This is a genomic window from Nostoc sp., from assembly GCF_036917435.1.
Classification (GTDB): domain Bacteria; phylum Cyanobacteriota; class Cyanobacteriia; order Cyanobacteriales; family Nostocaceae; genus Nostoc.
Map to the genome: position 1 here is coordinate 119,163 of NZ_JBALDM010000038.1, position 13,291 is coordinate 132,453.

General features: G+C 37.0%; 13 protein-coding genes. 10 read left to right on the forward strand and 3 right to left on the reverse strand.

Translation table 11 applies throughout. The features are described from left to right. Window positions 1–17 precede the first annotated feature (17 nt). The 7 genes from V7K98_RS18425 (at window position 18) to V7K98_RS18455 (ending at window position 7,725) form a co-directional block, all read left to right on the forward strand. A complete protein-coding gene (locus V7K98_RS18425) occupies window positions 18–944 on the forward strand; it encodes a glycosyltransferase family 2 protein (RefSeq protein WP_335024328.1) in 927 nt (308 codons plus the stop codon). Window positions 945–976: 32 nt separating this feature from the next. Next, window positions 977–2,251, forward strand: coding sequence for an O-antigen ligase family protein (locus V7K98_RS18430; protein ID WP_335024330.1), 1,275 nt, complete (start codon window positions 977–979; stop codon window positions 2,249–2,251). Then, window positions 2,232–3,503, forward strand: coding sequence for a glycosyltransferase family 4 protein (locus V7K98_RS18435; RefSeq protein ID WP_335024332.1), 1,272 nt, complete (start codon window positions 2,232–2,234; stop codon window positions 3,501–3,503). The genes V7K98_RS18430 and V7K98_RS18435 overlap by 20 nt, the downstream gene beginning before the upstream one ends. A 24-nt stretch (window positions 3,504–3,527) precedes the next feature. Next, window positions 3,528–4,544, forward strand: a complete 1,017-nt coding sequence (locus V7K98_RS18440) for a hypothetical protein (RefSeq protein ID WP_335024334.1) — start codon at window positions 3,528–3,530, stop codon at window positions 4,542–4,544. A gap of 76 nt (window positions 4,545–4,620) precedes the next feature. Beyond that, window positions 4,621–5,514: a glycosyltransferase family 2 protein gene (locus tag V7K98_RS18445; protein WP_335024336.1), complete on the forward strand. Its 894-nt coding sequence runs from the start codon at window positions 4,621–4,623 to the stop codon at window positions 5,512–5,514. 102 nt (window positions 5,515–5,616) lie between these two features. Then, on the forward strand, window positions 5,617–6,768 hold the full coding sequence (locus tag V7K98_RS18450) for a glycosyltransferase (RefSeq protein WP_335024338.1): 1,152 nt from the start codon (window positions 5,617–5,619) through the stop codon (window positions 6,766–6,768). A 132-nt stretch (window positions 6,769–6,900) separates the two neighbouring features. Next, window positions 6,901–7,725 carry a WecB/TagA/CpsF family glycosyltransferase gene (locus V7K98_RS18455; protein WP_335024340.1) on the forward strand — a complete coding sequence of 275 codons (825 nt, stop codon included), beginning with the start codon at window positions 6,901–6,903 and terminating at the stop codon, window positions 7,723–7,725. A gap of 95 nt (window positions 7,726–7,820) precedes the next feature. Here the strand turns inward: V7K98_RS18455 and V7K98_RS18460 are convergent, their stop codons facing one another. Next, window positions 7,821–8,567, reverse strand: coding sequence for a creatininase family protein (locus tag V7K98_RS18460; RefSeq protein ID WP_335024342.1), 747 nt, complete (start codon window positions 8,565–8,567; stop codon window positions 7,821–7,823). Between the two features lie 465 nt (window positions 8,568–9,032). Between V7K98_RS18460 and V7K98_RS18465 the strand changes: the two genes are divergently transcribed. Beyond that, window positions 9,033–9,263 (forward strand): DUF6737 family protein, encoded by a 231-nt coding sequence (locus tag V7K98_RS18465; RefSeq protein ID WP_335024344.1) that lies wholly within the window; start codon window positions 9,033–9,035, stop codon window positions 9,261–9,263. A 582-nt stretch (window positions 9,264–9,845) separates the two neighbouring features. Beyond that, entirely contained in the window at window positions 9,846–11,057 is a 1,212-nt protein-coding gene (locus tag V7K98_RS18470) for a sensor domain-containing diguanylate cyclase (protein ID WP_335024346.1), read from the forward strand. Between the two features lie 138 nt (window positions 11,058–11,195). Here V7K98_RS18470 and V7K98_RS18475 read toward each other — a convergent pair whose 3' ends face one another. Then, a complete protein-coding gene (locus V7K98_RS18475) occupies window positions 11,196–11,792 on the reverse strand; it encodes a thioredoxin family protein (protein ID WP_335024348.1) in 597 nt (198 codons plus the stop codon). A 137-nt stretch (window positions 11,793–11,929) separates the two neighbouring features. Between V7K98_RS18475 and V7K98_RS18480 the strand changes: the two genes are divergently transcribed. Next, window positions 11,930–12,487, forward strand: a complete 558-nt coding sequence (locus V7K98_RS18480; RefSeq protein ID WP_335024350.1) for a hypothetical protein — start codon at window positions 11,930–11,932, stop codon at window positions 12,485–12,487. 107 nt (window positions 12,488–12,594) lie between these two features. Here V7K98_RS18480 and V7K98_RS18485 read toward each other — a convergent pair whose 3' ends face one another. Continuing rightward, a complete protein-coding gene (locus tag V7K98_RS18485; RefSeq protein ID WP_335024352.1) occupies window positions 12,595–13,206 on the reverse strand; it encodes a DedA family protein in 612 nt (203 codons plus the stop codon). Between the last annotated feature and the right edge of the window lie 85 nt (window positions 13,207–13,291).

The window sequence follows — 13,291 nt, forward strand, 5'->3', positions numbered from 1 at the left end:
AGAAAAATTAATCAAAGATGCAAACACCAGTAACTCTTATTATTTTTAATCGTTCACAAAAAACAGAGAAAGTTTTTGAAGCTATTCGCCAAGCGAAGCCAAAAAAACTTTTTGTCATTGCAGATGGCCCGCGCAGTGACCGTGAAGGTGAGGCGGAAAAATGTGAAGAAACTAGAGCAATTATTGAAAAAGTTGATTGGGAATGTGAAGTTATTAAGAACTATTCTGATATCAACTTAGGTTGTGCGAAACGAGTATCTAGTGGTTTAGATTGGGTATTTAATAATGTTGAAGAGACAATTATTTTAGAAGATGATTGTATCCCTGACCCGACTTTTTTCAGATTTAGTGAAGAACTACTGGAAAAATATAGACATGATACTAGAATCGCCACCATATCTGCCCAAAATGTTCAATTTGGACGAAAACGCACAAATTACAGTTATTATTTTTCTCGCTATAACCACTGTTGGGGCTGGGCAAGTTGGAGGCGTGCTTGGCAACATTATGATTTGACTATCAAACTCTGGAACGAAGTAGAAGCAGAAAACCTTTTACATCATATTCTTATAGATCCGAAAGCAGTAAACTATTGGCGACGAATATTTCGGTCTGTTTATAACAATCCTACAGGTATAACCTGGGATTATCAATGGACATTTGCTTGTTGGATGCAGGGTAGTTTAAGCATTATTCCCAATGTCAATTTGATTTCTAATGTTGGTGTTGGTGCAGACGCAACTCATTTTAATTCTAAGCAAGAATTTTCGTTTATTAATATGTCAATGGAAGCAATGGAATTTCCTTTAAATCATCCACCCTTTATTGTGAGGAATATAGAGGCAGATACTTTTACACAAAAAACAGTCTATAAAGCAACTGCATTAGATATTTTTAAAGAAGAATTGAAGAAAAAATTAAATTACTCTACAGTCAAAAAATGACGAGGAATCTAGTAAATTAATAGAAAAATGAAATGTCAGAAACTAAAGTAAAGTTAACAGAAAAAATATTAACCATCTTGCTATTACTCATTACTGTAGGAGCATTGACGATACATCCTGCACAAGAAATTTCTACATCTACCCTTGGAGGCGATAAGCTAGATACTATATTTAATATAGTTTCATATTTAATTCTATTTTATTTTCTACTTATATACTGGAAAGGCTTTCTTTATGTAATTACTAGAAGTCCGTTACAGTTTCTTTTATTAATAATAGTTGCATTTTCTATTTTGTGGTCAGGAGACTTAAGTTCGAGTCTTACTTATATGAGAGGTTTAATCAGACTATACTTTCTGGCAATTTATTTAGCAATGCGTTATTCTCTCCGGGAACAAATGAGACTAATCGCTTGGGCTCTTGGTGCATCTGCATTATTATCGATGCTATTTTCTGCATTTATACCAGGTTATATTCACAAATCAGCTGAATTAGTAGGTATGTGGAGCGGAATTTTTGGTCATAAAAATGAATTAGGATACATGATGGCTTGGAGTGCAGGAGTTTTTTTACACCTTGCTCTTAGTAGCAATCGATATCGTTGGTTGATGTGGGGAATATGTGGGATATCTGTATGTCTAATTATCCTGTCACGTTCCACAACATCTTTAACAATTATATTAACAATGATATTACTTTTGCCAATCTATAAATCCTTGCAAAAAACTAATTATAAACTACAAGTTATTATGATTACTTCGGCATTAATGTTAGTAATTCTTGGTGTAACATTACTTATCAATAATGCCGACACTGTAGTTGGTACTTCTGGCAAAGACCTTACCTTTAATGGACGTTCTGATCTCTGGGAGCTAGTGATGTCTAAAATTTGGGAAAGGCCCTGGTTAGGCTATGGATTTTCCGGGTTTTGGACTAGTACTGATGCATCTAATTTAAGAGCTACTTATGATTGGGCAAGTAATGCTCACAATGGGTTTTTAGAACTATTGTTAGAATTAGGATTTTTAGGTTTTTTGACTTTCGCAGGAGGGTTTATCAGGTTCTTTATAATGGCATTAACTCGAATTATTTCTATGGCTAAAAAGCCGGAAGATTATTGGCCAATGCAGATGCTAATTATCATTGTAATAGTTAATTTCTCAGAAGCGAGATTATTAACTCCTAGTTGGAATTGGTTAATGTATGTCACCACCTCGTTATCTTTGACCCTTGAATATCAACGAAATCATAAGAATATTTTAGTTACTAATTACGCAGTTAATAAAAATGAAAGTTTTACATCTTAGTACTCACGATATTGGTGGAGGTGCTGCAAGGGCTGCCTATCGCTTGCACACAGGTTTACAAGATATAGGACTACAGTCACAAATGCTAGTCCAGGAAAAATCTAGTAACGATCAAACAGTAATTGCTCCTAAGCTTAGACTATTTCAAGGCATTGCTAAGGCTAAATTGACATTTGAAAGTCTACCATTAAAGCTTTATCCTCAAAAGAAAAATACTCCATTTTTTATTCAATGGTTGCCAGATAGAGTTATTCCTAAAGTTGCTCAGATTAATCCAGATATAATCAATTTACATTGGATTAGCGCCGCTTTTATGCAAATAGAAACGTTGCCTAAACTGAAGCGTCCTTTAGTTTGGACACTCCATGATATGTGGGGATTTACTGGAGGGTGTCACGTTATTGGAGAATGCGATCGCTACAAAGTATCCTGTGGATCTTGTCCCCAACTCAACAGTAGTAATGAATGGGATTTATCCCGTTGGGTATGGCGGCGCAAAGTAAAAGCTTGGAAAAATGTTAACTTAACTCTGGTTTCCCCAAGTTCTTGGTTAGCAGAGTGCGCTCGTTCCAGTTCTTTGTTCCAGAATTTGCGAATTGAGGTGATTCCTCACGGATTGGATACTCAAAAATATCGACCTATTAATAAATATTTTGCACGAGAAACACTGAAGTTACCTCAAGACAAAAAGCTAATTCTCTTTGGAGCAATACAGGCAACAAGCGATCGCAATAAAGGATTTCATTTGTTGCAGCCAGCTTTACAAGAATTGAGTAAATCGGGATGGAAGGACGACTTTGAAGTGGTAATTTTTGGGGCATCTCAACCCGAAATTCCACCTGATTTAGGATTCAAAACATACTATTTGGGGCATTTATATGATGATATATCTTTAGCAACTCTTTACTCAGCAGCTGATGTGATGCTTGTACCGTCTTTGCAAGAATCTTTTGGACAAACGGCTTCTGAATCTCTCGCTTGCGGTACTCCAGTTGTTGCATTTAATGCAACTGGTTTAAAAGATATTGTTGACCATCAGAAAAATGGCTATTTAGCTAACCCTTATGAAGTTGACGATTTCGCCAAAGGAATTGCCTGGGTACTTGAAGATGAGCAGAGGTTAGAAAAACTGTCATTTTATGCTCACAAAAAAGCAGAACAGGAATTTACTCTGGAACTTCAAGCACGTCGTTATTCAGCTTTGTTCCAGGAGATATTGGTAATAAAAAATAAATCTTCATTTAGTAATTAACTTAGTAAATCAATACTTCATAATATGTCAATACCTATAGTTTTTATAATTTGTACAGAGCCTGGACGCTTAGAAGCTCAATCTTTAATGCTTGCAGAAAGTATTCGTAAATTCTGTGGAGAATTGAAAGATACACCTATATATAGTTTTCATCCTAGAGTGGGTGAACCTATAGCAAAGCAAACCCAAAAAGCATTTGAAGCGTTGCAGGTAAATCATCAACAAATCCCGATCAATCAAGAATTCCATGAATATTATTTAGCAAATAAACCCCTAACGTGTGCTTATGCAGAACAAAATATCGATGCAGAAATACTGGTTTTTCTAGACAGTGACAAATGCTTTTTTTCGGAACCAAAAGAATTTTTATTACCTGTAAATTGTAACGCCCGGTTACGTCCTGAGTATGGTCAAGGAATTGGCTCTACAGGTTTACGAGACTCTCAAGAATGGTACTGGCAAAAATTATATGAAGTGCTGGGGGTAAAGCGTGAGGTATTTGTTGAAACACCAATCGGTAAGAAAAAAATTAGAGCTTACTGGAATTCTGGCTTGGTCGTTGTGAGAAGGAGTGCAGGTATATTTACAGCTTGGAAAGAGAATTTTGAAAAAGTAATGCGCCTTGATATCACTCCTCCTCAAGGTATTTATTTTGTTGAGCAGTCTGTTTTATCTGTAACTTTATGTGCTTTGGAAGAAAATGTCGAACATCTTCCTCCTAATTATAGTTATCCGTTACCTTTACATAACCGCTTATCACCAGAACTACAAATTAAATATTGGAATGATATTACATCGATTCATTATTTCAATTTATTCTTTTATAACGATTGGAATGCACAAATAAAAAAATTGAAGAAACTTAATATTGATTCCGAAAAATATCGATGGTTGTGTCAAGAGGTTGTCAGGCTTCAAATGCCTCGTGTATCAGTTTTACATCGATATATGTTGGTCGTTAGAAGAATAGAACAAAAATTACGAAATTTTAATTTAGATATTAATTTAAGTGGTTGGATAGAAAAAATGGCTAAACTTTAAACATAATCAAAATAATTACCTTTAGCTTTATTATTTGTATTGATCATTTCCAGATAAACTACATGAGGTAAATAGGATGAAAAAAGCAAATCTAGCTGTAATAATGACCTGTCATAATAGGCGTGAAATAACTCTCACCTGTCTACATACTTTATATGAGCAAAAAAATAATTGTGATGTCTATCTAACTGATGATGGGAGTTCTGATGGAACTGCACAAGCTATCAAAGCAGAATATCCAGAGGTACATATTCTTCAGGGTAATGGTAATTTATTTTGGGTGGGAGGGATGCATCTCGCCTTTGGTGAGGCGATAAAAAATCAATATGACTATTATCTGTGGTTAAATGATGACACATTTCTAGAAGCTAATGCTGTCAGTAAATTATTACAGATTCATCAAAATTTATCTGAGCAAGGTTATCCAGACTCAATTGTAGTTGGTTCAACTAAAGATCCAATGACAGGAAAAGCAACCTATGGTGGAGCAATAAAATCTAAAAAGTGGTATTCTAACAAATTTGAATTTTTAGAACCCAGTTCGGTTATGCAACAATGTGATGCTATGTATGGTAACTGTGTGCTAATTCCTAAAACTGTTACTGCAAAAGTTGGGAATATTGATACAGCTTTTATTCACAGTTTAGGAGATTTAGATTATGCCCTCAGAGCGCGTAAATTAGGTTGTCAAATATGGGTAGCTCCTGGATATATTGGTACTTGTACTAAAAACTCCATTCGTAATAGTTGGGTAGATACCAATTTAAGCATATTACAGCGCTTGAAAAAAGTACTGCAAATTAAAGGATTTCCATTAAAACCCTGGACTATATTTTGTATTAGACACTCTGGCCCATTATGGATATTTTACTGGTTTTTACCCTACATTAGAGCAATTATTGGTTACAAAAATTTGGCAATCTCTCCTACCTTTTCTGACGATATCAGCCAAACTAACTCGGAAATCTGATTTAGCTAATAGGCACATTATAATATTTAGATAACTTATAGCTATCTAAGTAAGTTAAAAATCTTTTGTAAAAACTCAATTTATTACTTAATAAATAATGTTATGGGTAAACGCTTATTAATTGTCTCAACACTGGATTCCAGTCAACCATTTGGTGCATTTACTAGACCTTTTTATCTAGGACAATATCTTACTAAAGATTTTGATGTTTTCCAGCTAGGATTAGACTGTTCATCTGTTAATTATGCTCCTTCTGCTTCGATTGGCTCAAGAAGCCTAAAGTCATATATTCAAACGATAGAAAAGTGTATCGATGAGTTTTGTCCAGATATAGTTTATGCTCAAGAAACTTTACCTGGATTAGCTGCTCTAATTTCACTTAAGCTTAGAAAACAGAGAAATTCCTCTCTTGTATTAGATTTTCATACATTTTCAGCGTATGAATACTGGATGCGCTTGTTTTCAGTTGCCAATCCTTTCAAAGAGTTTGTACAATGTATTAAGACATATATTGCTCAGGGAATTTTGATATTCTCTGGTAGTCCAATTATTGCAGCAGGTGACTCCATTCCTAAACTAATTTCCCAGTGGTATGGTAAAACTCCACAGGAAATTTATAGTATTGGGAATGGAGTTACTGAAGACTTACTAAATACTGAATTGTTGTTGAATAAAGATCCCTATCAAGCATTTAGACCAGCAAAAATAGTGATTCTTATTGCTCCTAAAACATTTCAGTTTCCAAGTAATGATATGTCTGTGTCAATGACTATTGAGGTTGCGAAACATCTTGAAAATCATCAGGAAAAAATCCATTTTGTTGTTATAGGTAGGGATAGTAGTGATATTTCAGAACCGATACCCTCTAATATTTCTTTTTTAGGGTTTTTACCTAAAAGAGATGATTTCGTTGACCATGTTAAATATGCGGATATTGCTTTGCTACCATTCTCAAAACAAGCAGTAGCTGGTGGCGCTCGTAATAAAGCATTAGATTATTTTGCTAGTAAAAAGTTAGTTGTATCAACACCAGAAGGCTTGCGAGGTTTAGAAGAGTTTCGGCACTTAGAACATCTTCTAGTAACAGGATACTCTACTGAAGAAGTAGCTAATACAGTACTGGATGCAGCCTCAAATTTTGATAAATATCAATCACTTGTAGATACAGCACATACCTTAATTACAGAAAAATATTCCTGGAATGCAAGAGCGCACAATGTCGCCGAAATCCTGATGAAAACAAGTCATTCTTAGTTAATAAGGAGACTTAATTTTTATTAATATTTAAATTTGGAAATATTTAAATATTGTTAACAATTCCTTTTTAAATAATCACCTTTGCTGTGACATTAACTCTCATAATTCAAAAAATAAAAATTTTAAGTCATGAAAAAACGATTTTCTTATAAATTTCTTGGTGTTAAAGTTGATGCACTCTCTATCCCAGAGTTAAATTTATTAATTGAAGAATCTGTTGAGAAAAAGCAGAAGTGGATTATCGCAAATCACAACATGCATAGTCTTTATCTCTTTCATAATGACCCAGAAATGCAAGCTTTCTATGCCCAGGCTGAATATATACATATTGATGGTATGCCTCTATTGTTGATTGGAAAGTTGTTAGGCTTTCCTATGAAACGAGAACAAAGAGTAACCTATGCTGACTGGATATGGCCCCTGATGGCGGAAGCAGCTAATAAAGGCTGGCGTGTATTCTATTTAGGTTCAAAGCCAGGAATTGCTGAAGAAGGAGCAAGTATTTTGCGCGAGAAGTTTCCTGGTTTAGAGATTGGTTGCGCTCATGGCTACATTGATATGGATAAAGATAGTCAAGAAAATCTTGCTACTCTAGCTGCAATTAATGCTTATAAACCTCATGTATTAATGGTAGGAATGGGTATGCCACGCCAAGAGCATTGGATTTCTGAAAATCTGGAATATATTCATGCCAATAGTATTTTGACTAGTGGAGCTTGCATGGACTATGTAGCAGGAGTAATACCTACTCCTCCTCGCTGGATGGGAAGGGTGGGTTTGGAATGGTTGTATCGCTTGGTGTCTGAACCGAAAAGACTTTGGAGACGCTACTTGCTTGAGCCTTGGTTTGTAGCCACATTATTTTTACGGGAAATTTGGAGTATGCCAAGCCAACAAAAAAAAAATAGAATGCTGCGATTTCTCAGTACAAGATTTCACAAGTTTGTCGCGTGATTGAGTCTTGACAAGCCCTCTCAGTAGGGAACTCAATTTGTTACGAATTTATGGAATACTGTATTAAGCCTTAATTATAAATTACTCAACATTCTTTACTCTGCGTTCAAAAATTCCAAATACCCATTGCTCAGTTCTTTCACCGCCAAATCATAAAATTGCTTACCGTGTTCTGGCGTTGCTAAAGCCGGATTTGAACCCATACGTCCATCTGGATAATGGACTCGAAAATCCGCTGCACTGTAAATTTTGTGTCCGGTTGTAACTTCTGGTGAAAGGGGTGCTTGCTTAATCGCCTCTGGATAAATGTACTGGGTGAGAGCTACTTCACTTGGGGTTGCATGAGAACCTTCTTGATTCCCATATAATTCTTTAGCCAGTTTATATACAGAATTGCACATAAACCAGTTTGCTACTTGACATTGCACGTGTTGAGCATTGGAAATCTGCAAATCTTCTAAATGCGCGTAAGTTTCTGAGAATGCAGCTTTGAGGGTAGCAATGTTACCGCCGTGTCCATTGATAAAGTAGAACTTAGTAAAACCAGCTTTGGCTAAAGAAGTTATATAATCTCGCACTACTTGAATTAAAGTACTGGGGCGTAGACTAATTGTACCAGGAAAAGCAGTGTGATGCAGTGCCATCCCCACATTGATTGTAGGACCAACGATCGCTTGAATTGCATCACCTACACCATGAGCGATCGCTTCTGCACAAATGGCATCAGTACCAATCAACCCCGTTGGGCCATGTTGTTCTGTGGAACCAATAGGGAAAATAATACCCCGTGACTGCTGTAAATAAGCTTCGACTTCTTGCCAAGTACTTAAATGCAGTAACATTTTTGATGAATTTCCTTAATAAATTGCGGTGGGACAAAACATTTTTCTACTAAACAGCAGGTTCTGTAACTAAATTCCCCCTAACATGATTATGAACTCCTTTGCTTTCCGGTGGTAGCGATCGCTTGAAACTTGTCGTCTCAGAAAAGTTTACCCTTGGGCTTATATTACGATGATTCTTATCCAGGCTCCTAGAGGATAAAATATTTGTCTTTGCTGTGCAAAAAATTAATATTAAATGCAATCCTTATCAACCGCCTTACAGCGCTTCCGGCTATTATGCAATAAAATTTTCCTCTTACCCCTCTCCTATCATAGCTTTCAGCTTTCAGGGTGTACCTGATAGCCGCCGGAAGTGCTGTATATCCCGCCACTGGAAACGGAAGTACCAAATTCAGTGGGGATATAAGGCATAATGTTTAAAAATGCTTAAAAGGAAATTTTGAATTTTATTTAATAAAATTAATGTCTGAACAAAAACCCATAAGTCCTTGGAGCTATAAACCTTGGTGGTGTCAGCCCTGGTCTATAGTTCTCACTGGTATAACCCTGATTAGTGGTAGCTGGTTACTATTTAAAACTATCTGGCTAACAATTCTTGTCTCGATCCCTATAGTGACGTGGATGGGATTTTTTGTGTTATTTTGGCCACAATTAATGATTCGCAGTGGGATTTTGGAGTCGTATAAAGACTAAGAGATTTTTGATCGAGGAAAAATGAAATTTCTGTAGGGTGTGTTAGGCGCATATTTCGAGAATTTTGGTTACAAAAAAGATAATTGAAGCGCCTAACACACCGGAACACAACACACCCTAACTTTTTATTTATTTGATCAATAGATCGCAAGATCGCACATTTTTATTTTTGTCGGGAGTCTGCTTAGGTAAATTCTATTAATGAATTTGTCGCAACCGTTGGTTTCGACTTCTCTGTGAGACGCTGTTCGTGTTCGCTCAACCAACTTCATAGTCGAGAGTTGAGCGGAGTCGAAACTCCTCAGCATTGGTATTTTCTTCCCTAGAAATCACCTTAGTTGTCTGCCGCTCTCCTTCGCGCAGCCTCTGGCAGAGAAAGAGAAGTTCCGAGGGTTAGATTCCAATCCTCGGAATTTATTTAAATTTAAACAAATTAGTGGTATAAAAAAGGTTCAGATTTAACAATATAATAAGTTTTGATAAATTTTAGTTTATATTAATAATTTTCAAGCGGGCTTTGGGCATAAGACCTTGTAAGCATATAGATACTTAGGGAATTTGCACGGTGAAAGTTAGGGTGATATGAACAACAGAGCAAACCAAAGGCATGAAGAACATCATGCAATACAATATTTCTGTATATTCAACCGAATGTTGATTTTCGTTGCAGAGATGTTTATATCATGCAGCCTTAATGCTGGAGAGTTAACCCTGCGGTTGTTGCAAAATTTCTACCGTACTACACTTTCCTGGCTAAGGCTCGGACACTTATCTGTGAAAATGCCAACTGCTCCTCTACCTGAAAATGAAGTAGAAAGGCTCAAAGCATTGGCAGATTACAATATTCTAGATACCCTACCCGAACAAGCATTTGATGACCTAACTGCTCTTGCTGCTTACATTTGTAAAACTCCAATTGCTTTAATTAGCTTAATTGATGCCGATCGCCAATGGTTTAAATCTAAGATTGGACTAAAAGTTAGGGAAACACCCAGAGAGTCGGCTTTTTGCTCTCATGCTATTCTGCAACCAGAGGATATATTAGTGGTTTCCAACGCCATTAAAGACGATCGCTTTGCTAACAATCCTTTGGTCAAAGGTAATCCCAAAATTCGTTTTTATGCTGGTGCGCCACTAGTTACGCCCAATGGTTTGCCCATCGGAACATTATGTGTTATTGATACCGTTCCTCGTCAGCTAAGTTACCAGCAGTTAGATGCACTGCGCCGCCTAACTCGGCAGGCGATCGCTCAGATGGAACTCATTCAAGAAGTTCGCAACCGCAAACAATCAGAGATGGAAGGAAGACAGCTATCGCTGACTGATGAACTAACAGGTTTGCGTAACCGTCGTGGCTTCTTCGTGATGGCTGAACAACAGTTGAAAATTGCTCACCGGATGCAATTGTTGTGTTGGGTTATTTTCATTGATTTAGACGGGCTAAAACAGGTTAACGACACCCTTGGCCATGATATAGGAGATGCCTTAATTGTTGATGCTGGTCAATTACTCAAGCAAAGTTTTCGGAATTCGGATGTTGTTGCTCGCTTGGGCGGAGATGAATTTATTGTTTTCATCTCCAGTTATTTTAAGGATGCTGATAGCATCCAATCGTGTCTGCAAGAAAATATTGCCAATTTTAATCAACAGCAAAACCGTAGATATAAACTTTCGATGAGTATGGGGATAGAGCGTTACTCACCAGGAAGTAATATGTCACTAGAACAACTAATTGCCAAGTCTGACGAATTAATGTACGCTCACAAACGTCTGAAGCGGGAATCTATTCGTTGAAGGGGATGGGGAAACTCGGTTTTAAAATACTCTTGACACTCTCAGGTCTAAAGACACTGAGTTTTACGCTTACCGAGAGACTTATAAAAGGTGCGCGATCGCTCTTTTTCTGCACTCGTACCCCATGCTTCCAATGTGCTAATCTACTACTTGGCTACCATGACTACGGGGATCGTCTTGATTAGCCGTTGGCGCTACTGGGGCTGAAAATTTAGAAACTTTCCCGCTAGCGCTAGCTTGGGCATAAGGGAGAGACGAACCAGTAACTAAAGCTTCTAAGTTACTAGCCATAATCGTCCGGGGTTGATCGCCGATTGCTTGGGCTATGGTTTCGCCTTGCTGACTCAAAAATACAAAATGGGGAATCCCATCTACCCGATATTTCAGCATGTCTGGTAGCCACTTGGTATTATCCACATTCAGCATGACAAAATTCATCTTGTCAGCATACTCTGTTTCCAGTTGAGTGATATCTGGTGCCATTTTCTGGCAGACAGTACACCAGTCAGCATAAAACTCTACTAGAGATGGTTTGCCGTTGCTGACGGCTACTTCTAGCGGTGTGGACGATTCGCTTAATTTGGCTAGGGTTGCCGAAGTTGTTTCAGTTCGCAATCCTAAGACTAGGGCAACGCTAAGAGCGATCGCTACCATTACAATTAAGAAGTTTCTCAAACGCTTCCCTAATGGAGATTCAGACTTATCTGGGGAATTAACAGGTGAATCAGTACTCATAACAGAATTATTAAAACTTATTAAGTAATTTCTTCTTTAGTCTAACTGACTCAAAGCGCTCTTTATCTTTAATAGGTAATTTGCTACTCAAAATGGGTATTACAAATAAAGACTTTAGATGAAACAGGTTTTCAAAGATGATTTTAAGCTTTAGAAATATTAGTGCTGTGTGTGGCGTATTTTTATTAGTCAGCATTAACAGCTTTCACAATTCAGCCATAGCCAATATAAACAATCAGTCCCAACTGATAGCACAGCAGAGTAAAACCCCGCCACACCCAGTTTTTAAATCTATTTTGCCAAAATTAAAGCAAAAAACTCAGATTCGGATTCTCTTACCGAGGTTTATTCCTGAGTCGGATGGGAAAAATCCAATTTACGCAAATATAGACTATGCTACGCCAAAAAACTACGAGATTTCACTTGCTTTCACTCCCGATTGTTATGGTGCTTCTGCTTGTCGTTTGGGCGCGGTTACGGCTGAAGCTGTAACCCGCAAAACACCCCATCTGAATGGGAAACGTGTATCCTTAGCTAAGGGAATCACTGGCTATTTTGTAGATTTTACTTGTGGTGCGGGTTGCTCAGATGCTACCTTGACTTGGAGACAACAGGGTGTGCAATATGTTGTTGGGTTGAAAGGTGGCGATCGCACTTCTTTGATCAAAATGGCTAATTCTGCAATTAATCCGTAGTATGTCAACCTAACAATACTTGGATTAAATAACGAACCACAGAGCCACAGAGAACACAGAGAGAAAGGTTCTAAAACTTGGTTTACTTAGTAAATCCAAAAGATATTTTAACTTTTATTTGCCCTATTCTCTTGTACTACATGAATAATCGATGGTACTAAAGAAATAATTATAATTAATCCAATAATTGGTAATAAATACTTATCTACCTGTTCAGGTGGCAGAGATTTTCCTAAGAAAAATCCTAACAGAGTAATGCCAAATGTCCAAAGAAAGCCACCGATTAAGTTGTAAGACATAAATGTTCGGTAATGCATGGCACCAAGTCCAGCTACAATTGGCGCAAAAGTCCGAATAATCGGTGTAAATCTCGCCAAAACTAACGTTTTTTTGCCATGTTTATGATAAAAATCCTGGGTTTTTACCAAGTGTTTTTTCTGAAACAACCATGAATCTTCTTTCTGAAATAATTTTCTACCAAATTTGTGTCCTGTAGCGTAGCCAACATTATCACCAAGGACTGCACAAACAAAAGCACCAAAAATCAGCACCCAAATGTTAAACACTGGTTCTGGAACAGATGCAAGAAATCCAGCAGTAAATAGCAAACTATCTCCCGGCAGAAAAAAACCAATTAGCAAGCCAGATTCGGCAAAGATAATTGCCCATACCCCAAAGTAGCCAATTTTTGTAATTAGGTCTGGTAAATCTAAATGCATAAAATCTTTTACCGTTAAAGAATAAGCCTAAAATATCTTAACGTTTAGCAATTTTCCTGAATAAAAAGTAATATTAAATTTACAA

What these genes read in the sequence shown, in the direction of transcription:
- V7K98_RS18475 (WP_335024348.1), bottom strand. Translation starts at nt 11,792, where the DNA reads ATGAGTACTGATTCACCTGTTAATTCCCCAGATAAGTCTGAATCTCCA.
- V7K98_RS18465 (WP_335024344.1), top strand. Translation starts at nt 9,033, where the DNA reads ATGTCTGAACAAAAACCCATAAGTCCTTGGAGCTATAAACCTTGGTGG.
- V7K98_RS18440 (WP_335024334.1), top strand. Translation starts at nt 3,528, where the DNA reads ATGTCAATACCTATAGTTTTTATAATTTGTACAGAGCCTGGACGCTTA.
- V7K98_RS18485 (WP_335024352.1), bottom strand. Translation starts at nt 13,206, where the DNA reads ATGCATTTAGATTTACCAGACCTAATTACAAAAATTGGCTACTTTGGG.
- V7K98_RS18455 (WP_335024340.1), top strand. Translation starts at nt 6,901, where the DNA reads ATGAAAAAACGATTTTCTTATAAATTTCTTGGTGTTAAAGTTGATGCA.
- V7K98_RS18445 (WP_335024336.1), top strand. Translation starts at nt 4,621, where the DNA reads ATGAAAAAAGCAAATCTAGCTGTAATAATGACCTGTCATAATAGGCGT.
- V7K98_RS18450 (WP_335024338.1), top strand. Translation starts at nt 5,617, where the DNA reads ATGGGTAAACGCTTATTAATTGTCTCAACACTGGATTCCAGTCAACCA.
- V7K98_RS18470 (WP_335024346.1), top strand. Translation starts at nt 9,846, where the DNA reads ATGAACAACAGAGCAAACCAAAGGCATGAAGAACATCATGCAATACAA.
- V7K98_RS18430 (WP_335024330.1), top strand. Translation starts at nt 977, where the DNA reads ATGTCAGAAACTAAAGTAAAGTTAACAGAAAAAATATTAACCATCTTG.
- V7K98_RS18460 (WP_335024342.1), bottom strand. Translation starts at nt 8,567, where the DNA reads ATGTTACTGCATTTAAGTACTTGGCAAGAAGTCGAAGCTTATTTACAG.
- V7K98_RS18435 (WP_335024332.1), top strand. Translation starts at nt 2,232, where the DNA reads ATGAAAGTTTTACATCTTAGTACTCACGATATTGGTGGAGGTGCTGCA.
- V7K98_RS18480 (WP_335024350.1), top strand. Translation starts at nt 11,930, where the DNA reads ATGATTTTAAGCTTTAGAAATATTAGTGCTGTGTGTGGCGTATTTTTA.
- V7K98_RS18425 (WP_335024328.1), top strand. Translation starts at nt 18, where the DNA reads ATGCAAACACCAGTAACTCTTATTATTTTTAATCGTTCACAAAAAACA.